Source organism: Clostridium sp. AF20-7 (genome assembly GCF_003479275.1).
Classification (GTDB): domain Bacteria; phylum Bacillota; class Clostridia; order Lachnospirales; family Lachnospiraceae; genus Otoolea; species Otoolea fessa.
Genome location: NZ_QUGF01000008.1, coordinates 81,227 through 105,449 on the forward strand (window position 1 = coordinate 81,227; position 24,223 = coordinate 105,449).

16 protein-coding genes are annotated in these 24,223 nt (G+C 50.6%); 2 read left to right on the forward strand and 14 right to left on the reverse strand.

What is annotated here, in order from left to right:
- Positions 1–100: 100 nt before the first annotated feature.
- On the reverse strand, positions 101–1,588 hold the full coding sequence (locus DWX68_RS09845; protein ID WP_117796041.1) for a glucan-binding protein: 1,488 nt from the start codon (positions 1,586–1,588) through the stop codon (positions 101–103).
- Positions 1,589–2,217: 629 nt separating this feature from the next.
- Here DWX68_RS09845 and DWX68_RS09850 point away from each other — a divergent pair.
- Both DWX68_RS09850 and DWX68_RS09855 read left to right on the forward strand, forming a co-directional pair.
- Entirely contained in the window at positions 2,218–4,005 is a 1,788-nt protein-coding gene (locus DWX68_RS09850) for a phosphotransferase (protein ID WP_118629271.1), read from the forward strand.
- A 324-nt stretch (positions 4,006–4,329) separates the two neighbouring features.
- Positions 4,330–5,700, forward strand: coding sequence for an N-acetylmuramoyl-L-alanine amidase family protein (locus DWX68_RS09855; protein ID WP_118629273.1), 1,371 nt, complete (start codon positions 4,330–4,332; stop codon positions 5,698–5,700).
- A gap of 111 nt (positions 5,701–5,811) precedes the next feature.
- Here the strand turns inward: DWX68_RS09855 and DWX68_RS09860 are convergent, their stop codons facing one another.
- The 13 genes from DWX68_RS09860 to DWX68_RS09920 form a co-directional block, all read right to left on the reverse strand.
- Entirely contained in the window at positions 5,812–7,929 is a 2,118-nt protein-coding gene (locus DWX68_RS09860; protein WP_117796044.1) for a glutamine synthetase III, read from the reverse strand.
- A gap of 103 nt (positions 7,930–8,032) precedes the next feature.
- Positions 8,033–8,896, reverse strand: a complete 864-nt coding sequence (gene fba / locus DWX68_RS09865) for a class II fructose-1,6-bisphosphate aldolase (protein ID WP_022360285.1) — start codon at positions 8,894–8,896, stop codon at positions 8,033–8,035.
- A 118-nt stretch (positions 8,897–9,014) separates the two neighbouring features.
- Positions 9,015–10,499 (reverse strand): threonine synthase, encoded by a 1,485-nt coding sequence (gene thrC / locus DWX68_RS09870; RefSeq protein WP_118629363.1) that lies wholly within the window; start codon positions 10,497–10,499, stop codon positions 9,015–9,017.
- Positions 10,500–10,687: 188 nt separating this feature from the next.
- Positions 10,688–12,199, reverse strand: coding sequence for an SEL1-like repeat protein (locus tag DWX68_RS09875; protein WP_243027685.1), 1,512 nt, complete (start codon positions 12,197–12,199; stop codon positions 10,688–10,690).
- A gap of 37 nt (positions 12,200–12,236) precedes the next feature.
- The gene (locus DWX68_RS09880) at positions 12,237–13,118 is read right to left on the reverse strand and encodes a TPM domain-containing protein (RefSeq protein ID WP_118629275.1); all 882 of its coding nucleotides are present in this window, start codon (positions 13,116–13,118) and stop codon (positions 12,237–12,239) included.
- Entirely contained in the window at positions 13,115–14,200 is a 1,086-nt protein-coding gene (locus DWX68_RS09885; RefSeq protein WP_118481938.1) for a TFIIB-type zinc ribbon-containing protein, read from the reverse strand. The genes DWX68_RS09880 and DWX68_RS09885 overlap by 4 nt, the downstream gene beginning before the upstream one ends.
- A gap of 5 nt (positions 14,201–14,205) precedes the next feature.
- Positions 14,206–15,528 (reverse strand): SPFH domain-containing protein, encoded by a 1,323-nt coding sequence (locus DWX68_RS09890; protein WP_118629277.1) that lies wholly within the window; start codon positions 15,526–15,528, stop codon positions 14,206–14,208.
- Positions 15,529–15,583: 55 nt separating this feature from the next.
- Positions 15,584–16,477 (reverse strand): ABC transporter permease subunit, encoded by an 894-nt coding sequence (locus DWX68_RS09895; protein WP_243027687.1) that lies wholly within the window; start codon positions 16,475–16,477, stop codon positions 15,584–15,586.
- A gap of 7 nt (positions 16,478–16,484) precedes the next feature.
- Entirely contained in the window at positions 16,485–17,447 is a 963-nt protein-coding gene (locus DWX68_RS09900; RefSeq protein WP_107001433.1) for an ABC transporter ATP-binding protein, read from the reverse strand.
- Complete coding sequence (locus DWX68_RS09905; protein ID WP_107001432.1) at positions 17,447–19,903, reverse strand: hypothetical protein; 2,457 nt, start codon at positions 19,901–19,903, stop codon at positions 17,447–17,449. Before DWX68_RS09905 ends, DWX68_RS09900 begins: the two co-directional genes overlap by 1 nt.
- 196 nt (positions 19,904–20,099) lie before the next feature.
- Positions 20,100–21,221 carry a HAMP domain-containing sensor histidine kinase gene (locus tag DWX68_RS09910; RefSeq protein WP_107001513.1) on the reverse strand — a complete coding sequence of 374 codons (1,122 nt, stop codon included), beginning with the start codon at positions 21,219–21,221 and terminating at the stop codon, positions 20,100–20,102.
- A gap of 7 nt (positions 21,222–21,228) precedes the next feature.
- Entirely contained in the window at positions 21,229–21,933 is a 705-nt protein-coding gene (locus tag DWX68_RS09915) for a response regulator transcription factor (protein WP_022360295.1), read from the reverse strand.
- A 158-nt stretch (positions 21,934–22,091) separates the two neighbouring features.
- A complete protein-coding gene (locus DWX68_RS09920) occupies positions 22,092–24,221 on the reverse strand; it encodes an RNA degradosome polyphosphate kinase (RefSeq protein ID WP_117796048.1) in 2,130 nt (709 codons plus the stop codon).
- Between the last annotated feature and the right edge of the window lie 2 nt (positions 24,222–24,223).

Sequence of the window (24,223 nt, forward strand, 5' to 3'; positions counted from 1 at the left end):
TGTTTCTATGCAAAAAGGACTCGGGCATCCCAGATTTCTCTGAGATGTCGGAGTCCTCTTTATATCAAGCTATCAGCTCAATTCTTCAAGTTCAGCTCAATTACGGCTCCCAAACGAAACCATCAGTTGTGCTCTGACCATCTACATCAAAACCACCAGTTCTGATTACATCAGTCGGAAGTGTTGTTGCATTTGTATTCTTCTCATCATCAACAAAGTACTTGTTAACAGTACCGCTCTTGGTTACAGTTACATAACCTTCGCCGCCATCCAGTTCGTACTTCTTAGAAGTAGATTTCTGGATCTTACCAGTCTTGTTAACTACATACAGAAGATTGTTGTATTTGTATACAGCGTAGTCATCATCAGCCTCAAGTCTCTGACCATCTGCGTACAGATAACCATCTTTGATTCCGTCATAGCCCTTACCAGTATCGTTGTTCTTTGTGCTGAAGTAGAATGTGAATGTATCATCATTGTCATCATCAGCAGTTGTCTTACCGGTCTTCATATAGCCATTGTCATCGAAATAGTAGGTATGGTTTGCAATTCTCTGCAGACCTGTCTGCATCTTACCATCCTGATCGAAGCAGAAGTACTTACCATTGATTTTGATTTTCTTTCTGTACTGGGTTGCACCTGTAGAGTCAGTCTGAGCATCCTCAGCGCCTGCCTTCTTAGCTTCGCCCTTCTTGAAGAAGTACCAGTCGGTATCGTTGTCGTTGCCAAGATCCTCAGCACCGTCGATCTCGTACCAGCCTGCTGATCTGGAGCCATCTTCAACTTCGTTAGCGTAGATCATATCGCTTGCGGAAGCGCCTGCTCTGTTACCATCCAGAATAAATTCTGTGGAGGAACCAGTAGCTGTGTACTCCTTAGTATTGATCCACTCGTACAGCATCTGACCATGCTCGTTGAAGTAGTAGTATTTACCATTGATTTTCTTTTTCTTGCTGTTGTCTCTGTATGCTTTACCGTCGTTCTGGAAGTAGTACCAGCCTTCGCTATCACACAGGGAGCAATCATCATCATGAGACGGCATGGAATCGTTATCCTCGTCATCCTCATTCGGCTCTTCTAACCACAGCCACTTAGCATCTGTTCTCCAGCCTTCATCCTCAGTTCCCAGATAGTACCAGTCACCGTTATCTTCGAACCAACCGTATCTCATCTCACCGTCGGTGTTGAAGTAGTAGGTTTTACCGTTGATCTTCTTCTTATCATCGGTCACTTTCTTACCTTTATTGTTGAAGTAGTACCAGTTCTCGCCGTCATCATCCGGATCGCTGCTGTCATCATCATCAGCTACTTTGACCCACTGGTTAACCAGCATAGCACCATCTTCGCCTACATAGTAGTCATCGTCTACCCAAGCGTCTGTTTCCATATCGCCATCTTCATTGAGGTAGAACCACTTACCACCATCTTTTTTCCACTCGTCAGTTACCTGATTGTCATCGCTATCATAGTAGTGCCAAACACCAGCGTCATCTTTCTGCCAACCAGCTGCGAAAGAAGTCATGGAAGCACCCATAGCGAGTAAAGCTGCTGCAGAAAGTACTGCAACTAATTTAGTCTGCTTTCTCATAATTAATGCACTCTCCTTTTTACTTTTTGAAATATTTTTCTCGAAATCCTAACTGCATTACCAGGTCATTATACTTCGGATATGGAAAATTATCAATAGTTTTTTTACAGAATTTCCAACTTTTTATTTTGAAGTGGAATATTGTCTGTATTTCCTATGTTTCTCTTCCCTGTGAAGTACTGCCTTTCTCCGATACATCCACATTATAATACACGTTTTTCCAAAATACCATAACATTTATCTGTGCATTTTCTTACGGATTTTTTACGAAAATTCTTTATAGTTTCGTAATTGTATTTATATTTGTACAATCCTGTTTTAACCGCTAAAATGCCTGTATTTCCAGTATTTTTTACGTTTCTTATTTCCCACAGACCACCTTATCAAGCCTTTCGTCACTATTCACGCATACGTGCCCAGTAACAGTCTTTATTCTCCCCCCGCAGCATTGCTTTTTCCGTTTACTTTCTCTGTGTTTATGCTATAATGTTCATATATCACTTTTAATTTTATTTTTTGAACACACAACAGCTAGAACCTATTTTCACTCTTATCCATCTATAATGATGACGAAATACGTGAATATATAAGAGAAAAATAAAAGAATTTAATAATTCAGGAGGTTTTATATGGATCGCTATGGACTGATCTGCCGGAGTTTCTATGAGAATCCGGATGTAACCCAGCGGGAGCTTGCTTCGATTTTGAATCTTTCCCTGGGGACTGTGAATAAATTGCTTGGGGACTGCCTGGAGAAGGCATTTCTCATGACGGATATGGATACGGGGAAATATCTGCTGACCGAACAGGGGCTTAAGTATCTGGAACAATTTAAAGTGGATGGCGCCGTCATTACCGCCGCCGGGTTTGGCTCCCGGTTTGTGCCGCTGACGTTTGAGACACCGAAGGGGCTTCTGGAAGTGTTTGGCGAGCGGATGATTGAGCGCCAGATCAAGCAGCTCCATGAAGCGGGGATCACGGATATCACAATTATCGTTGGTTATTTAAAGGAAAAGTTTGAATATCTGATCGACAAATATCAGGTCAAACTCCTCTATAACCCGGAGTACGCCACCAAAAATAATCTGGCTACGATCTACCATGCCCGCGAGCTGTTCCGCGGCCGCAATATGTATCTGCTTGTCTCGGACAACTGGATTCGGAACAATATGTACCATAAATATGAGTGCGGCGCATGGTACTCTTCTGTTTATATGGATGGTGAAACGTCAGAGTGGTGTCTTTCTTCTAATAAAAAGGGGCGTATCACATCGGTGCAGGTCGGTGGGCATGATTCCTGGGTCATGTATGGACCTGCGTTCCTCTCGCGTGATTTTTCCAACCAGCTCATTCCGCTCATTGAGGAAGCCTATCATCAGCCTGGCACAGAACAATGGTACTGGGAACAGGTTGTCGTCGATCATATCAAAGAACTGGATTTTTCGATGAACTGCCAGCCGGCGGATCAGGTCTATGAGTTTGAAAACCTGGAAGAACTGCGCCTGTTTGATCCGAAATATCAGAATCATTCGGACAATGCCGCCATGCAGCTGGTCGCACACGTTTTCAATGTAAAGGAGGAAGCGATACACAACATCCGCTGTCTCAAATCTGGTATGACAAACCAGTCGTTCCTGTTTGAGCTGGATGGAAAACATTATATCTGCCGCATTCCGGGTCCAGGAACAGAATTTCTGATTAACCGGAAAGAGGAGGAGGCTGTTTACAAGGCGGTCACACCGCTTGGCATTACCGAACATATTTTGTATTTTGACGGAAAAACCGGCTACAAGATCGCCCAGTATTATGAGGGCGCTCGGAATGCGGATGCAAAGAACCCGCAGGAGATGGCCGCCTGCATGGAGATGCTGCGGAAGCTGCATCATTCCGGCGTGACGGTTCCGCACACGTTCCGCATCCGGGAACGGATTGATTTTTATGAGAGGATCTGCCGCGGACATGAGGAAATGCTGTTCGAGGACTACCCGGCAGTCCGCGCCCGGATGAATGAACTGATGGATCGGCTGGATACACTGGAACGTCCTTGCTGCCTCTCCCACATTGACTCGGTTGCAGACAATTTCCTGTTTCTGCCGGACGGCTCCCTGCGTCTGATCGACTGGGAGTATGCAGGCATGTGCGATCCGCTCATTGATATTGCGATGTGCAGTATTTATTCATATTATTCACAGGAAGAGCTTGACCACCTTCTGGAAGAATACCTCCAGCACGCCCCATCAGACGAAGAACGCTTTGTCACGTATGCCTATGCGGCGCTCGGAGGTTTCCTGTGGGCGCTCTGGGCGGTCTTCAAGAGTATGGAAGGACGCGAATTTGGCGATTACACGATCGTGATGTATCGGTATGCGAAAAATTATTATCGAAAAATTGTTTCCGAGGACTTGTTAAAATTGTAATATTTCCGTTAGGTATTTTACATTTATCTATGTTATACTTATAAAGTAATTTGATATGATACCAGGGTCAAAAGGTCAGAAGTTCGACGCAAGCTTGCTTGCAGGAGAATTTTTGACCTTGGGCCCCGCCAAAAACATGAGTAAGTAGCCATTTTTCAAAGAAAAATGAGCGAATTACGAATGTTTTTGAAGATTGCGGGAGCATATAGTGCGGAGCAATCTGGTATCAGAGGGGTCAAAATGCCTTTTGACCCCAACATCTTTGATATTAATTTCTACTGTAATCATAAATAACGATAAATCACATTGCAAGGGGGATACGCGATGCGGAAAAGATATGCAAAGCTGCTTGGGCTTGCCTGCCTGATCGGTGCCATGGGGCTGCTTCCTTCTTCCCAGAGCCGTGCGGCCGGATGGCTGAAGGACGGAAACTACTGGTACTACATGACCGACGACGGTCAGAAGCATACCGGATGGGTACATATCGGAGAGAAATATTATTATATGGATGAATCGACCGGCAAGATGGTGACTGGATGGCGTCAGGATTCATCCACTTCCGCCTGGTATTATTTCAACCAGAGCGGCGAGATGATGACTAAATGGCAGAAAATCAACAACTACTGGTACTATTTTAACCAGTACGGTGTGATGCAGAAGGGCTGGCTCCAGCTTGATACGGTCTGGTATTATCTGGGCGATGATGGACGGATGTTTACCAACTGGCAGAAGATGGATAACGGCACCTGGTACTATTTCGGCACGGACGGGGCGATGCGGACTGGCTGGCAGAAGGTAAACAGCACCTGGTATTATCTCGACGAAAATGGAAAAATGCTGACCGGTTGGCAGCTTATTAAAAATGAATACTACTATCTCCATGATGGCAAGATGCTGACTGGCTGGCTCAATGACAGCAACGGAAACACCTACTACATGGACAAGACAGACGGCAATATGAGCCGCGGCTGGAAGCAGATCGACGGCACCTGGTACTATTTCAATGAGTACGGACACCGTCAGAAAGGCTGGATTAAGGTATCCGGCACCTACTATTATCTGGATGAGAACGGTAAGATGGCTTCGAACACAACCCGGACGATTGATTCGGTGAAATACACCTTTGCCAAGAGCGGTGCGTGCCAGAATCCACCGTCCAGTCTCTCCGGCATGAGCGACAGCTATTTTGACCCAAGTGCTTCACAGGGAACAGGGACTTCGTCTGGCATTTCTTCTTCAAGCAGCACTTCGGGGCCAAGCGGAACGGCTTCGAACAATTCCAATTCAGGGACCTCCAGTTCAGGTAACACCAACAATTCGAATAGTTCCGATCCTTCGACCAGTTTTACTGCACCGGGAAGTTCCAACAGCTCCAGCTCGTCAAATGGTTCTTCGTCGGGCACAACCGTTCCGATTCCTGGAAGCGGCTACAGCAGCTCCACTTCCACGCCGGGCGGGACTTCCAGTTCGTCAGGCTTTTCGAATAACCAGACAAGCAGCAGTTCCACCAGCGATACCGGCAATGTACCAAGCCGCATCTACAGCAACGGCACGACTTACACCGCACCGACGACATCGAACTCCAGCTCGTCAGGCTCTTCGTCAAATTCGTCCGATAAACGGATTAACGGATTTACCTCCAATCAGGGCGATACGATTCAGGAGGGACAGACGCAGGGTCCTGGACGGAAATAAACCGTATTTGCAAAATATATAATTGAAATAAAAAAGATTTTGACCAACGATTCATAGCCTATATCGATGGTCAAAATCTTTTTAATTAAAATCATACCTTCTAAAAGCTGCCTACACCTCAAACACCAAATCCCCATAACTCGGAAATGGCCATAATTCTTTATCTACCAGCATTTCCAGTTCGTCTGCCGGTTTACGGAGAGCTACCATCGCCGGGCACACCTCATGCAGATAGGCGAATGCTTTTTCTTTGTTATCCTTGATCGCAGATGCCTTTGCCAGGATATCTTTGAGTGCCGCCAATGCCACCTTCATCTCTGAGAGTTTATCAGAGGTCTCTAAAAGCAGTTCTTTCTGGACACTGACATCGGCCTCCTCACAGGCAGTCCGGACGGCTGTCAGGGAGGAAGCAAGCTGAGTCGTATATTTGACAACCGCCGGGATGATCTGCTTGCCTGCCATGTCGATCATCGTCTTCGCCTCGATGTTAACAGTCTTGGAATATGCCTCATACTCGATCTCGGCACGGGATTCCAGCTCGGTCCGGGTGTACACGCCAAATTCTTCAAAGAGCTTGATCGCTTTCTCGGTCCGGATTGCCTCGACAGAATCGATACCCGCTTTCAGGTTCGGGAGTCCACGGCGCTCTGCCTCTTTAACCCATTCCTCAGAATAACCATTTCCGCTGAAAATGATACGGCGGTGCTCTGCAAACAGACGCTTGATGATATCATGGACTGCGCTGTCAAAATCATCGCTGTTTTCCAATTCGTCCGCAGCCTCTTTAAACGCTTCTGCCACGATCGTGTTGAGCACGACGTTCGGGGATGAAACAGAATCCGAAGAACCAACCATACGGAACTCGAATTTGTTACCGGTAAACGCAAACGGTGAAGTACGGTTGCGGTCGGTTGCATCCTTGACGAAATCCGGAAGTGTCGCTACTCCCGTCTGAAGTACCTCGCCTTTCTTAGAATGTGCGGCTTCGCCCGTGCTGCACAGCTGATCGATAACATCCTCCAGCTGCTCGCCCAGGAAAATAGAGATGATCGCTGGCGGCGCCTCTGCCGCACCCAGACGATGATCGTTGCCCGGAATCGCGGTGGACTCGCGCAGCAGATCCGCGTGTCTGTCAACTGCTTTCATGATGCACGCCAGAACCAGAAGAAACTGTACATTTTCGTGCGGCGTCTCGCCCGGATTCATCATGTTGATGCCGTCGTCGCTCGTCAGGGACCAGTTGTTGTGCTTACCGGAACCATTGATTCCGTCAAATGGTTTCTCATGCAGCAGACAGGTCAGACCGTGATGTCCTGCGACACGCTTCATCGCCTCCATGACCATCTGGTTGTGATCGACTGCCAGATTGACCTGACAATAGGTTGGCGCTAATTCATGCTGTGCTGGTGCAACTTCGTTGTGCTGTGTCTTTGCACTGACCCCCAGACGCCACAATGTCTCATTTAACTCTTTCATGAACGCACCGACTCTCGGACGGATGCTTCCAAAATAGTGATCATCCATCTCCTGTCCTTTCGGCGGCATCGCGCCAAACAGGGTACGACCGGTGTAGATCAGGTCTTTTCTCTGTAAATATTTGTTCTTATCAACCAGAAAATACTCCTGCTCCGGTCCCACATACGGAATCACACGGTGGGAAGTCGTATTTCCAAACAGGCGGAGAATCCGGAGTGCCTGCTCGTTGATTGCCTGCATGGAACGCAGCAGCGGTGTCTTCTTATCCAGTGCTTCGCCGCGGTACGAACAGAATGCAGTCGGTATGTAGAGTGTCACGCCCAGCGTATCTTCCCGCAGAAATGCCGGGGAAGTACAATCCCAGGTTGTATAGCCGCGTGCCTCAAAGGTGGAACGAAGTCCGCCCGACGGAAACGAGGATGCATCCGGCTCGCCCTTAATCAGCTCTTTACCGGAAAACTCCATGATAACGCGTCCGTTGGAATCCGGTACGGAGATAAACGCATCATGTTTTTCTGCCGTAATGCCGGTCAGCGGCTGGAACCAATGGGAATAATGCGTCGCACCGCGCTCGATCGCCCAGTCTTTCATCGCGTGTGCGACAACATCTGCGATGGACGGATCCAGCTCAGCTCCGTCTTCAATGGTTTTCTTCAGTTTTTTGTAAACACTTTTCGGAAGGCGTTCCTGCATCGCCTTGTCATTAAACACATTTTTTCCGAAAATTTCCGGTACATTGATAATCTCGCTCATTCAATCCCTCACATTAATATGAAAACAGACCGGACCGCCGGTATGTATATCCGCGTTGCGAAATGTACATCCCTGCAGTCCGGTCATGAACCTTACTTATTCATCAGGCTTTTCCGATAGAACCGAACAGTTCCATCTTTGTCTTAACCGTCTCTTTGATCGCCTCAAAACCAGGTGCAAGAAGTTTACGCGGGTCAAATCCTTTGCCCTGCTGATCCTTACCAGCCTCGATATACTGGCGGGTTGCCTCTGCAAATGCCAGCTGGCACTCAGTATTTACATTAATCTTCGCTACACCTAAAGAAATGGCTTTCTTGATCATATCTTCCGGAATACCGGTACCACCGTGAAGAACCAGCGGCATATCGCCTACTTTTTCTTTTACGGCTGCCAGCGTCTCAAAGCTTAAGCCTGGCCAGTTTGCCGGATATTTGCCGTGGATATTGCCGATACCTGCTGCCAGCATATCAACTCCGAGGTCTGCAATCGCCTTGCACTCGTTCGGATCTGCACATTCGCCCATACCGATCACGCCGTCTTCCTCGCCGCCGATGGAACCAACCTCAGCCTCCAGGGAAATACCTTTCTCCGCGCAGACTTTGACTAATTCTTTGGTTTTCTCTACGTTCTCGGCGATCGGATAATGGGAGCCGTCAAACATGATGGAAGAAAATCCAGCATCGATACATTTGTAGCAGCCCTCGTAGGTGCCGTGATCCAGATGCAGCGCAACCGGAACCGTGATGTTCAGCTCTTCGATCATCGCTTTTACCATCGCAGATACTGTCTTAAAGCCAGTCATATACTTGCCTGCGCCCTCAGAAACACCTAAGATAACCGGTGAGTTCTGCTCCTGTGCCGTCAGTAAAATCGCTTTGGTCCATTCAAGATTGTTGATGTTGAACTGACCAACCGCATATTTGCCATCTCTTGCCTTCTGAAGCATTTCCTTCGCACTAACTAACATATACAAACCTCCTCGTTGTCTCTTTTTGATCTAACCAGAGTCTATTATATACCATAATTCAGTATTTGCCTAGCCTGTCAAAAAAATAACAGGCAATTATTTTAATATTTTGTAACTTTTACTGTAAAATCTCCGAAACGGTCTTCTCCATCTCCTCCGGCTTGCACTGGCGGTTGTGACGGATCTCTGCCTTGCGGATCTCCTCGATCGCCTGCGGGATCTTCACGCCGGATGCTTTCTCCATCTCGTCGATAAGCTCGAACTCGCCCTTGCCTTCTTCGCTGCCGAAGATTGCCTCCATGACGCTGCGGGAGAATTTATATGGGCTTGCCGTCGATGCGATAACTGTCTTCTTGGTATCGCCTGTCTCCTTCACATAGTTATGGTATACGCAGGATGCAACGCCGGTATGCGTATCGATCATATAACCGGTCTCATCATAGAGACGCTTGATCTCGGCTGCATTTGCCGCCTGATCAGCATAACCGCCGACAAAATCTGCCATGCGCGCACGCATCTCGTCGGTAACCGAATATTTGCCATCTTTCGAAAGCTCTTCCATGCGTTTCTTGGTCTCCTCCGCATCGCAGCCGGTGGAGAGATAAATCAGACGTTCCAGGTTGCTGGAAATCAGAATATCCATCGACGGGGAAGAGGTCAGGATGAATGGACGGTTCTTGTCATATACGCCTGTCTTAAAGAAGTCGTACAGAACTTTATTGTCATTGGACGCGCAGATCAGCTTGTCGATCGGCACACCCATCTGTTTTGCAAAATAAGCAGCTAAGATATTGCCGAAGTTTCCGGTCGGAACGGTTACATTGATCTTCTCACCGTTCTCGATCTCGCCGTTTTCAAGCAGCTTTGCATACGCATATACATAGTACACAACCTGTGGTACGAGACGACCGATGTTGATGGAGTTTGCGGAAGAGAGCTGATAGCCTCTGCCTGCTAATTCTTTGGCAAATTCTTTGTCACCAAAGATTTTCTTGACACCGCTCTGTGCATCATCAAAGTTTCCGGAAATACCGACAACGCTTGTGTTCGCGCCCTTCTGGGTCAGCATCTGCAGCTCCTGCACACGGCTGACGCCGTCCTTCGGGTAAAATACGATAATTCTGGTTCCCTCAACGTCTGCAAAACCAGCCATCGCTGCTTTTCCGGTATCGCCGGAGGTTGCGGTCAGGATCACGATCGTATTCTCCGCATGGTTCTTCTTCGCCGATACGGTCATCAGATGCGGCAGGATCAAGAGCGCCATATCCTTGAAGGCAATCGTGCTTCCGTGGAACAGCTCCAGATAATATGCTCCGTCTGCTTTGACAAGCGGCGCAATCTCTTCCGTATCAAACTTACTGTCGTAAGCGCGCTCGATACAGGTTTTCAGCTCTTCCTCTGTGAAATCAGTCAGAAACTGCTTCATAACTGCATAAGCTACTTCCTGATATGTTTTATGGGATAATTCTTCCAGGCTGCAATCTAACACCGGGATATGATCCGGCATGAACAGGCCGCCGTCTGCTGCCAGTCCCTTTAAGATCGCCATCGAAGCCGTTACGTTGTTTTCACCGCCACGGGTACTGCTGTAATTGATTGCCATGATTTTCATCCTCTCTTTTTATCTTTCCCCATCGTCCCCATCTTTGCAAAGGATGCCGGAGTCAAACTTTCTGCCATGTAAGTGTTCTGTGTGGTTTTGCAATTCTCCCGCAAAGTTACGGGACCCCCTGCTCACTTTAGTTAAAAATTCTATCATACTTTATGGCACAGCGCAAGAAAAATTCCCCCTTAATACGTGATCTTCCAGCGCCCAAACAATCCCTTCTTAAAATGGGAAAACCGCCGTGAAGCACTCTCATTTCCCATCTCGATCGCCTTCTGGTAGCACTGTGCCGCCCGCTCGAGATCTTCCGGGGATTCATTTTTCCGTTCGTAGATAAATCCAAGCTCATAGAGTGCATATCCGTCACATTCCGTCTGTGCCGCCCGCTCAAAAAGCTCCTTCGCCTTATTTTCATCGGCGGTGCAGCCTTCTCCCTTCATATAGAGATAGCCTAACTTGGATGCAGACTGCAGGCTTCCGGCTTCTTCGCACCGGTTCAGCCACTCAAATGCTTTTGCATAATCGCGGTCTACTCCCTCTTCGCCCTGGAAATACAGGCATCCAAGAATCTCCATGCACTCTGGATTTCCCTGCGAAGCGCCTTTTTCGTACCAGGAAACCGCCTGCTTCATATCAATCTCGCCGTTCAGACCATCCCGATAGATATTTCCAAGCGCCAGACTTGCCTGTCCGTCCGTCTCGATCCCAGCTGCCTCCCGCAGAAGTTTTTCTGCCCGGACGGTGTCCTGCTCGTCGGACGGGCGCAGATACAGGCGGGCTAACGGAAGCGCCGCCTCTTTGATGCCTGCCGCATATGCTTTTCCATACCAGTAAAACGCTTTTTCATCATCGCGCTCCACCAGTTCATCCTGATAGAACAGATTTCCAAGTTCTTCAAAGCTCTCCGCCTCGTTCCGCGCCGCGGCGTTTTCCAGCGCCTGGACGGCCGCCTGGATATCGCGCTCTGTGCCCTGTCCGTTTAAGTACATCTGCCCCAGATACAGCATAGCGCGGGAAGACCCCTGCTTTGCCGCCGCATAGTCATATTGGAATGCAGCTTCCCAGTCTTCTTCCTGGCGATAATGTTCCCCCATCTGGAAGAGTCCCCAGACCTCCCCGCTGGCGGCGCACTGATTCGCCCAGCGAAGTGCCTCTTTTTCATCTTTTTCCCGGTATGTACCATTCTGGCAGCATTTTCCCATCTTAACCATCGCCGGGATAATGCCGCCGTCCGCCGCCCGTTCGTACCAGAAGAGACACTGCTCACGGGCGCTCTCAGTCTGCGGCATATAATCGGCCAGATCTTCCCACTCAACTGCCTCGCCCATCTGCCACGCGGCATAGACATCGCCCATCTCAGCGGCATCCCGCACCTGACGGTAACTTTCCTCGATGGAATAACGTGCCGACCGCTTCATCTGTTCGTCATACTGACCGGCGCGCAGCGCTCCTAACACTGCCCGGGCACTTCCCGCCGAAGCCCCCCGCAGGTAACATTCATACGCTTTTTTCTCATTGAACCCGACAGCCCCGTCCCCCCAGCTGTAACAGTGTCCTAAAAAGAACCATGCTTCCGCATCGCCCGCATATGCCGCCTCTTCCAGCCAGGTAACTCCCTGGGCGTACAGCGCATCGTTACACTGTTTCCAGATCTGGTCTGCACCTTTCTCACATAAGCCTGTCATCAGGATTGTCATATATCATTCATCCGCCTTCCACACGAAATTGTATCAATTAAAACTTTCTGCCTCCGCCGCCGTGCATCCTTCCGCTGCTACCCTGATGTATGGTCGTCCTTCCAGCCGAACCGCCCGAAGCGCCCGGACCCGGATTTTTCGGAATCCGTCTGGTCACTACCGACCGGTTTACAAACTGTTCCTCATTTTGGACAAAATGCAGCGCACTGTCCGCCCGGTATGACATATGGAACCCCAGCGACTGGCGGTGTTCTTTCTGCATCTTATACTGGCGCATCACCGAAAAGCACGGGAGTGCCGCCACGATCGCTGCCGCAACCACCGCAAACAGCACCTCATACCATTCCAGGGAATGTTTTTTCTCCTCACGCACCTGCGTATACTGTCCCGCCGGAACGCCCATCTCCAGATAATTTTCGATGCTGTCGATCGCCCCCAGCGCGCCTTCCGCATAGTTTCCATCCGCCACGCTGTCATATGCCGCATCCAGCACCTTCTCTACCCGCGCATCCGTCAGCACTTTCATCGCATACCCGGTGGTAGAAACATATATCTCCCGGTTGTCCATATCGATCGAAAGCAGAATACCACTCGCATCGTCCCCGACGCCCAGTCCGTGGCTGTCGTAAAAATCATCGGCATAGCTTTCCGCCGATTCTCCCTGTGCGTCCTCGACTGTCAGTACCGCCAGATCGGCATCCTGTGAATCACGCACCTCATCGATCCGTGTCTCCAGCTCCTGCACTTCTTCCGCGCTGAACAGTCCCGCCTCGTCGAAGACGCGCGTGCCTTCCGCCGCCCATATAGGGCTGACCTGTGAAAATGAAATAAATGCTGCAACGGAGAAGCATATAAAATCTTTCAGCCGTCCATATTTCTTCTTTTTCTGTGTGACTCCCGCATTTTGATTCTCTATCATATCAGGTATCCTCCCAGCAGCAAAAGTACAAACACAGGAATGAAAATCGTCAAAAACAGGCGCACCAGTTTTTTCGAATCAACCGGCAGGACGCCGCAGACCTTTCCATTTTCCCCATTCATCGCAAAATAGTACATCTGACCGCTCTTCGGATCCGGATAGGTCATCATCCACACCGGAAGCATGGCATAGTTCCATTTTTCCCCCGTGATGGTCTCCCGATGGTTCCGGATATCCACATGATCGTAGCCGGAGACGCTATTTTGCAGGGATTCTCTCGTATACTGCTTGATCTCCTGCTCAATCTCCTGTGTAAATTCTTCCTTTTCCCGGTCGCGCCGCTCCGCTCTAAATCCCAGAAAATAGCCTGCCTGAAACGGGCGCAGCTTCTTCATATCAAACGGAAGCACGGTCTCGGCAAGGCTGCGGTCCGCCTGCTTTAACGCGTTGCGCGCCACATCCTTGATGGGAAGCTCCGCCTTTTTCTCCAGATGGTAACGGCTCGTCTCGATATACTCGATCTCCCCCGCCACCGTCACGCGTTTCCGCAGCGCCTCCGCCTGCATCTCACCGGATACCTGGCAGCTATACATCCAATATGGATAATAAATTCCTTCCAGATACTCCATCTGACGCGGCGAGTAGAAATCATCCGGCACATACTTTTTCTTCTGAATCCAGTTTTTAAAGATTTCTTTTGCCTTTTTCTTGTCGATCTCAAACGGAATCAGACCGTCCGGGCGGTATTTACCGTCCAGACTTCCCGAAAGAACCACCGGATTGTGGCAGTAACAGCAGTACGTGGATGCTGTCGTCTCCTGTGCCACGATCTCCGCGCCGCAGCTCGGGCAGGTATAGAGAACCATCTTAGACTCCGCCTGCTTCTGGCTCTCTATCTTTTCCGCTTCCGGCATTCCACCCGGCTTCGAAGCCTCCTCTGACTTTCTGGCTGCCTCTTCCATCTCTTTCAACGTCTCTTCCGTAAACGCTGAGAGGCAGTATTCACATTTAAATTTCTGCGTCTTCGGATCAAACACCAGTCCGCCGCCGCAGTTTGGACACTTATATGATTGTATCTCCATACACCCTATGACCTCGGTTTTCCGCATTCGGAACAAAACTTACCTGTATTGACCGTTCCGCAGCTGCAGGTCCACGGACCGGCTGGTCTTGGCTTGCCGCACTCGGAGCAGAACTTTCCGTGGTTGACATTGCCGCACTCACAAATCCAGGATTCCGCCGGAGCTGCCGCACTGCCCTGCGGCGCTGCGTTCTGTCCTGCCGGTTGTGCATAGCCGCCCTGTGGTGCCGCATTCATCTGTCCCGGCTGCTGTGCATAACCACCCTGCGGCGCTCCATTCGCCTGCCCCGGCGCATAACCGCCCTGTGGTGCCGCATATCCCTGCCGCGCCGCCTGCTGCATCTGCATCTGCTGCAGGTTGGACGCCGATGCGGCGCCCATAAATCCGCCGCCGAAGTTCATGCCGGCGCCCATTCCCATGAAGCCTGCCATCGCACCGCTTCCGTTGGAACCGGCTGCCTCAAAGCCGCGTGCCATCGCGCCCTGTACATACCCCTCGCGCACCGACGGGTCGCCGAGCATCGCGCCCTGATTCCGCATATTGATAAGTTTCTGCGATTCTTCATCATAGGAAATGCTGGCGATACCGACTGACTGGATCTCCATGCCACGCAGACGGTTCCACTCTTCATCCAGCGTCTCCGCCATATATCGTCCCAGTTCCCTGCCTTTGGAGGCTACAAAGGAAATCCGCACGCCATCCGCCGACATCTGGTTGATCGAGGTCTGCAGCGCTTCCAGGAACTCCGCTAAATACTGCTCATTGATGGAATCAATCTCCACCTGATCCTGATTTTTCGGAATAGCCTCCGCATAAAATTTCAGTGGATCCGTGATCTTGATGGAGTAAGTTCCATGTGCGCGCAGAAACAGCTCGGAATTATAGAATAAATCAAAATAGTTGATCGGCGTCCGTGTGCCGAACTTGATTCCCTTGATCTCCTGGAGATTAATATAGTAGACCTTCTGTGCATACGGCGTCTGTCCGCCATAACGCACACGGTTGAAGGATTCTTTCAGCGCATCGCCGAACTGTCCGTTAAACAGAGACGGCAGGGATGAATTCTGCACTGTATAATAGCCCTCTTCCGCTGTATAATCAACGACCTTACCGCCGTCCACCAGCATCATAAACTGATTTGGGTACACATGGATCACAGAACCATTGGACACCGTTTCCGGCGTTCTCTTCCGGTTCTCCCCGCGGCGTGTCTGCACACCCGCTGAAAATACGGTCTGTTCCCCCATATTTTCCGGTTCAATCACTTCCAGCCACTGATCTGCCAGCCCACCGCCGACCGCGTGTGCCGCTGCTCTGATAATTCCCATACTCACTGCCTCCTTCTCCAAATTCATAGTTTCTCTGTTTTTCTGCTTTTTCTATCTATCGGTTATCATTCCCTTTATTTTTCCCATGCCGATTCCATTTTCCCGGCGTGATCGCCCATACTGCTGCCGCGATCAGCACCATCGCCAGCATACACTGCAAAATCAGGCTGCACGCCGTCCAGTGTGCTGTGATCGCATTGTCTGGAAATACGCCAAACAGTGGCTCGAACCATTTTCTCATGTCGCCGCTTCCCGCCTGTCCGTTAATTACATTATAAAACGAGACAGCCGGATTGAAAAGAAAGAGATAGCGTAAAATGCCAGAACTTGCCATTTCCGATGCATTGAGATTAGATACATACGAATCTGCCGCCCGGATCGCCATCCGGTATGCAAACAGATTGACCGCCATCGTTCCCGCCGTCAACGCCACCACCGTCACATAGGAGCAGACGGTCGATACCGTCGAGCGGCGCAGCACCGATGAATAAAAGATCCCGATACTGCCCGTTAAAATTGCCACAACGCCGTGGCACAGGAACAGCATCCCGATGTCCTGCAGCGTAACGCCCCCGTAGACAAATACAAGCGCCTGTACCGGAAGCGCCGAGACCGCCAGCACCAGCATCGTCACCAGCGAGGACGCCAGTTTTCCAAGCACCATGTCACGCGGCTCCATCGTGGTCGTCAGCATCAGTTCCAGCGTCTGGCGTTCCCGCTCGCCGCTGATACTGCTGGCAGTCAGCGCCGGCATGATGAAAAGCAGCATGATAAATTCGATCGAGGAGACGAACGTGTAGAGATCCAGAAACTGCGAATACTGGATCTCCGCCGTCGTCCTGACCTGCTCCGCCACCGAATACATATTAAACAGCGCCACCGCCGCCAGAATACTGTTAAAAACAAACAGAATCGCCATCATGCGGATGCTGCGGCTCCCGACTGTCATTTCCCTCCTAAATACCGGATTCCATCTCATGTTTCAGCACCGCCCTCTCTTCTTCATGTCCTGTGATCTGCATAAACAGTGATTCCAGGCTTCCCTTCTCGCGCATAAAGCTGCTGACCATCACATCCGCATCGATAAGCTGCTGCAAAAGCAGCGCCTCATCCTGCCGATCCCCCAAAAAGCCCAGCTTGATCTCATCCCCCTGCACCGCAATCGTCTGCACGCAAGGATGGCTTTTCAGGATCGCAAGCGCCTTTTCTTTCTGGCTGAAAATCGAGATCAGAAGCGGATTGGACGAGTTGATCCGCGCAAAAATCTGATCCATGCTGCCCTGCAGGACCGTTCTTCCCTGCTCAATGATGCCGATCGAGGTACAAAGCTCTGACAATTCCGATAAAATATGGGAGCTGACGAGCAGCGTTTTTCCCTGATCGCGCAGTTCTTTCAGAATCGCCGTATACTCCACCCGGGTGCGCGGATCCAGCCCGGAAGCCGGTTCATCCAGGATCAGAAGATCCGGATCGTGGATGAGCGCCCGCGCCAGACAGAGGCGCTGCTTCATACCTCTCGAAAGCCCGTCCACAAAAAAGTCCTCTTTATCTTCCAGCCGCACCTGTTCCAGAAGCGTATGGCAGCGCGTCCGCGCCTGCAGCCCCGTAATTCCGTAGCAGGATGCAAAAAATTCCATATATTCCGATACTTTCAGGTTATCATATACTCCGAAGAAATCCGGCACATAGCCGATCCGCCGCCGGAGTTCTTTTCCGTCTGAGTAAACATCCAGTCCGCCGATCTCCACCTCGCCCTCATCGGGAACGAGAAGTCCCGCAAGAATCTTGAGCGTCGTCGTCTTGCCTGCCCCATTGGGACCCACGAATCCAAAGAGTTCCCCGTCCGCGACCTCCAGATTCAGCCCATCCAGCGCTTGAAAATTGCCATATCGTTTTCTGAGGTTTTTAATCGTCAGCATCACTCTCTCCTCCCTACGACATAGATTCTTGGAAGCTGGCTTTCCCAGCCATACTCTCCCGTCTGTTCCGGCACATATTTGACGGTCAATGTGTTCGACGGAGACAGGTACGGCGAAAGCTCCTTTGCCGAATACTCTGATTTCAGCTCGATCCGGTCATTGCGCCCGGTCTCATAGTTATAGAAATACATGCTTCCGGAGAAGGATGACATATACGGATAGAGCGGATTTTCCGAAAATCGCGGTGACAGAGTCTCAAACGTAAGCTTTTCAATGACAAGGTCACTTCCCAGCGAATATTCGACCGTCGCAGCCTCCGCTGTTTCACCGCTATACATTGTGTTGTACGCCGCCTCATAATTTCCGGCGAGCACCGTTGGATCTTCCTCAAGCGCCGAACGGTAAAGTTTTCCGTCTTTTTCACGGTTCAGCGGGATTGACTCGGTCACCATGCAAAATCCTTCCCGAAGTGTACTCGCATCCGCCAGGAAATCTTCCTCGCCCTGGAGCTTCCGGGTTGAAAATGCCACCAGGCACGCCTCAGACGGATTGCGCCCCGCGCCGGAATCCAGATAAAAGCTCAAAAGTCTCGTCCGCTCCTGCGCCTTTAAATAGTCCGAATCCTCAATCTCCGCTTTCTCATACTGATCCGCCCCGGTCACCATCTGTGCTGCCGCATACGAATAGCTGACCGGATAATCGCAGCTCTCCTTTCCATCCAGAGAAACCGTCTGCCCAGGCTCTAATCTTCCCAGCAGCACCGCTTTCCCATTGATGAGCAGAGCCGCATTCTCCAGCGGTTCCTCAAAACAGTTTTTTACCGTTCCCGACACCACGCCGTCAAAATAGGAAATATTTCCCTGAACGCCCATCGCGTCCGTTTTCTCCAGCTCACGACGCAGGGTAAACAGATTCGGTGAAAATGCGACCGTATCCCGCATTTTAATTTCGACCCGTTCCGGCTGATAAACAAAGTTCGTATGATACTCTTCCTCACCGGTAAAGCGCACCGCCGAAACCGCATCGTAATAGTAACTGCGCGTCATCGGGCGCACCTCATAGCCCGGCTTTAAGCTCACCGAATACGGCTTGTTATAAGGGCTTCGGATGTTCATATAAGTGGCTTCTTCCGCCTCTTCTCCCGAGGTATCCAGAATCGACGCATACGTCACAAACGGCTCCCGGAAGCGTGTCTTTACGCCCAGCGCATAAATAATGCCGGTAAACAAAAACGCCCCCAGTGTCACCGCCGGCAGATAATACCGGTAAATTCCTCGCTTTTTTAAGTAGAAATAGATGCCCGGACCGATCAAAAGCAGATAGACCACCACGATCACCGTATATGCCGCAACCTTCGGAAGCCGCCCCGCATTGCCGGTGTTGACCAGCCCCTGTACGCTGAAATACGAGCCCGAATAACCGTAGTAATCCTCCTGTGCCAGCTCGTCCACGGTATCACTTCCCAGCACCAGCGTATACAGCTTTTCAAATGAGGATGGATTGGTCAAACACAAATCGCTGATCGCATCCATCGAAAAGGCAGCTGCCACGATCCGCCCCTGTTTGCAGTTCGTATGGGATAACAGCGGGAACACTTCCCCCGCCAGCAGAGTGCTGCCGTTCTTCAGGTTCACATCGACGCATTCTGCCTGGATCTCCCCCGTCTGCTCGCCCGGTGCCGTCTCCCCGCCCAGACTGACCGGAACGGTTACCGCATCCAGATACGGCGGCTCCAGCACCTTCTCTGCAAACCTGCCATAATTTCTCGCACAATCCACACCGCCGCCAAAGAGGATCGTACCGCCGTCTTCCACCCAGCGCCGCAGCGCCTCATACTGGACATCGCTGAGCGAATCCAGGTCAAATCCAGACACAATTACCAGATCCAGCGGATCGTAACCCAGCCGGTCATCCGGTGCCTGCTCGGCATCCAGAAAAACCGCCCGCGTCCGAAGCGTCCCATATCGGATGCCCGCGCCGTCTAAATAAGAAAGTGCCTCCGGCGTATCCGTCAAAATTCCGATATAACTCTCCGCAACGTCCTCCTCAGAACCAAGTTTCAGACGTTTCCGGATGATTGTTTTCCCGTTTACATCCTGTACCGATACAAACATCTGATCCGCCCGCACACCCAGCGGGATATAATATTCTTGTTCAAACTTCTCCCCAGCTGCCAACGATAACGGATAGGAATACTGGTACGCCTCCAGACTGGACTGCGCGGTCAGAAATTCCAGCGTTCCCTCAAACGGCGCTGTATCATTATTCAGAAGGACCGTTACCCGAAGGTAACGGTCACTCTTTGCCGTATTGTCAAATCCATAGGAAACATCCATCGACAGCGGCGCATCTGCTTCCTTCTGTGAGGCATATGCGTACCCTGCAGGAAGGCAGAATAGTGCCATCCATCCGATCAATATCGCAAAAAAGAACTGTATTCCCCTCTTTTTCTGCATTCTTTCTCTCCCTATCTGTAACTGTTCACGCATACGTGCCCAGTAACGGAATTTGCCGTGGCTTCGCATTTAAATACGGCAAATTCCTGCTGCCACCATGTTTTCTTACGGCACTTTCGGTTCCAAAAGTGCCTACCTGTGAACAGTAACCAAAAATCCATTAAAATGTCTATCAGATTCTTTCCCACACTCGCCTTTACGGCATCTGGAAATTTTCCCTGTTGATGTCAAAATTCGTCCGCAGGCGCACCGTAAACACCGTTCCATTCAGATCGCTCGTTACCTGAATCGTGCCACCGTGCATATCGACGATATTTTTGGCGATCGCCAGACCTAACCCTGTGCCGCCCGTGTTGGTCGATCGCGACTGTTCCACGCGGTAGAATTTATTAAATAAAAGAGGCAGCTCGTCCGCCGGAATCACGTAACCGTAGTTCGTCACCGAGACGGTCACGACCTCTTCCTCCGCGTGAATCTGCACCAGCACCCGTTTTCCGTCCGCACCGTACTTGATCGCGTTATTGATCAGGTTGTCAAAGAGGCGCGCCAGAAGATTTCCGTCTGCCGTGATAACCTTGCCCGGGACATTGCTCTGCAGCTCGTAGGAGAGGTTTTTGTCCTTGAAGCTCGGATAAAATTCCTCCAACAGCTGGCTGAGCAGTTTGACGATGTCCACCTTCGACACGTGCATTGCCACTTTTCCATAATTCATTTTGGTAAAACCAAACAAATCTTCGATCAGTTTTTCCAGACGTTTCGATTTTGCATAGGCAATATCAATATATTTTTTCTGCATTTCTGCAGGAATCTCCACCTTGCCGGACAGAAGTTCAAGATAGCCGATGATCGAGGTCAGCGGTGTCCGCAGATCGTGTGCCACATTGGTAATCAGCTCATTCTTCGTGCGCTCCGCCTCGCGCTCCTTGTCCATCAGATTCCGGATATCCCCGACCATCTTATTTAAATTGACCGCCATCGCCGTAAACTCGTCGTCGCCCCGCACCTCGATCGTCGTATTCAAATCGCCCTCGGAAATATTCTGAATCGCGGACGAGATCCGGCTGATATAGCGCATGGACCGCTCCTGGAGGGCAAAAAAAGTGACTGAGAAGATCGCGATGCCCGACAGAAGATAGACAAATGCCATCAGTGTCTCTGTCTCCGTCAGGCGCAGGAAAAAAGAATCCCGGTACCGCGTCTCCCGCAGATAGCTGCTGATCATCGAAACATTGGCAATCAGAAACACCTCCACCAGGCATGCCACCACGGTGCTGTAAACGATGTTCATGACCATCCGTGTCCGGAATCGGCGACTCATATCTTTTTTATTTTTCAATTTTGTATCCTACCCCCCAGACCGTTGTAATGATCTTGTTCTGTCGGGTGTCCTCCTTCATCTTGCCGCGAAGCCGTCTGATATGTACCATAACCGTGTTATTTGCCTCGTAGACTTTCTCATTCCACACCTTCTCAAAGATTTCATCGGTGCTGAAGACCCGCCCCGGATTGGATGCCAGCAGATACAGAATGTCAAATTCGATCGGCGTCAGCTTGATCTCCTCGCCGTACACCGTCACTTTATGATTATCTTTGTTGATCGTGAGTCCCTTGATCGAGATCTCATTTTTAACCTGGTTTCCTGCACCGCTCTGCGGATTTAACTGCGTATAGCGGCGAAGCTGTGATTTGACGCGCGCCGTCAGCTCCAGCGGGTTAAATGGTTTCGTCACGTAATCATCCGCGCCGGTTCCCAGTCCCAGAATCTTATCCAGATCCGCTGAGCGCGCGCTCAGCATGATGATCGGGATATTGTTCGTCTCCCGGATCTTGCGGCACATCTCCAGACCATCCATCCCCGGCATCATGATATCGAGAAGCACCAGATGAATCGTCTCCTTCTCCAGAATCTCCAATCCCTCTAACGCATTGGATGCCTTATATACTTTATAACCATCACTGACCAGATAAATCTCCACCAGATCGGCAATCTCTTTCTCATCATCCACCACCAGAACGTGTATTTCAGACATAAAAAAACCTCCCTCATATGTAATGCAGGTTCCCGGTATCTCTATGCGAAATACCAGACGAATATACCTGTTTCCAGTTTACCATATGGGGAGGATTTATGCTTTAAAAATTTATTACATTTTTGGAGAATTTTGCTTATCTGCGAACTGCAATTTCTTTATTGTTCCAGCGGAATAAACACCCTCATCGCCGCCGGGTCCTGCTTTTTTCCAGCCTCCTTCGCCGCCTGCACTGCCTCCGCACAGAAGGTATCCTGCGCGCAGACCGGCTCTTTGCCGCGGCGGTTGCGTTTAGCGTAGGTTCCGTCCGGTCTCAGGTACTGCGCCTTGACATTGTCGGCAAGCTGTACCTCTAAGATGTGACAGATGCGTGCTTTCAGCTTCTCATCCTCAACCGGGAAGAGAATCTCCACACGACGGTCGAGGTTTCGCGGCATCCAGTCGGCACTTCCCATGAAAATCTGCGGTTCACCATCGTTCTCGAAGTAGAAAATACGGCTGTGTTCAAGGAAATTTCCAACGATCGAGCAGACCGTTATATTCTCGCTTAATCCCGGAATCCCGGCGCGCAGACAGCAGATGCCGCGGACGATGAGTTGTATTTTTACCCCCGCATTGGACGCCTCGTAAAGACTCGCAATGATCTCACGGTCGCACAGGGAGTTCATCTTTGCCACGATCCGCGCTGGAATACCTTCGCGGGCGTTGCGCGTTTCCCGCTGGATCAGGCGCAGAAAACGTCCGCGCAGCCACAGCGGCGCCAGCGACAGCTTGTTCCAGCCAAGCGGCTCCGAATAACCCGACAGCATGTTAAAGACTGCAGTCGCATCCTCACCGATCAGCGGATCACAGGTTAAAAGACCGCAGTCGGTGTAAAGTTTTGCCGTCGAATCGTTGTAATTTCCAGTTCCCAGATGGACGTAGCGGCGGATGCCCTCTTCCTCGCGGCGCACTACCAGCGTGATCTTACTGTGTGTTTTCAGCCCCAGCAGGCCGTAGATAACGTGGCAGCCGGCTTTTTCCAGCATCTTCGCCCAGAGAATATTGTTTTCCTCGTCAAAACGGGCTTTCAGCTCAACCAAGACCGACACCTGTTTTCCATTGTCCGCCGCTTCAGCAAGCGCCGCGATAATCGGGGAGTTACCGCTGACACGGTAGAGTGTCTGCTTGATCGCCAGCACCTCCGGGTCGCGGGCAGCTTTCTTGATAAAATTGACGACCGGCTCAAAGGTCTCAAACGGGTGGGTCAGCAATATATCGCCTTTGCGGATATTGGCAAAAATATCATCCTCATTCATCAGCGCCGGAACCGGCTGCGGCGTGTACGGCGGTGTCTTAAATTCGTCAAAGCCCGGCAGACCGAACACCTTCATGAGAACGGTCAGATCAAGCGGTCCGTCAATCTCATAGATCGCGTGCCCGCCGACGTGCAGCTCCTTTTTGAGGATGTCTAAGAGGCGCTTGTCCGCCTTTTTCTCGATATCCAGGCGAATAACCTCGCCCCACTGGCGTTTCTTGAGCTTCTGCTCGATCTCCTTGAGCAAATCCTCCGCCTCATCCTCGTCGATGCTCAGATCGGCATTTCGCATGACACGGAACGGATGGCAGCTGATAATATCATAATTTAAGAACAATTTGTCGATGTTCCGCTCGATGACTTCTTCCAGATAAATGATCGATTTGCCCTCCTGGCACGGCAGCTCCACCACGCGTGGAAGCCCGCCCGGCACGCAGACCATCGCAAATTCCAGCTCGCCGTCTCCCTTTTTCTTGCGAACCAGCGCGGCGATATTTAACGATTTATTGTGAATAAGCGGGAACGGGCGGGAGGAATCAACCGCCATCGGCGTGAGGACCGGGTAGACCGATTCCTCAAAATACCGATCAACGTACACCGCTTCTTCCTTCGTCAGCTTCTCATGCTCGGTGACCACGCGCAGACCGTGCTGTTTTAAGAGCGGCAGGAGCATCCGGTTGTAGGTCCGGTACTGATTCTCGACCAGCTCATGCGTTTTTCCATCAATCGCATCCAGCTGTTCCTGTGCCGTCATACCCGCAATATCCCGCTTCGTATAATTGGCGTGAACCATGTCCTTGAGGGATGCCACGCGGACCATGAAAAACTCATCCAGATTCGACGCCGTGATGCTTAAAAATTTCAGGCGTTCAAACAGTGGGGTCGTCTTATCGCGCGCCTCACCCAGAATCCGGTAGTTAAATTCCAGCCAGCTCAGTTCACGGTTTACATAATTTTCAGGTTCTCCGTATTTCAACACTGCATCCGACATCC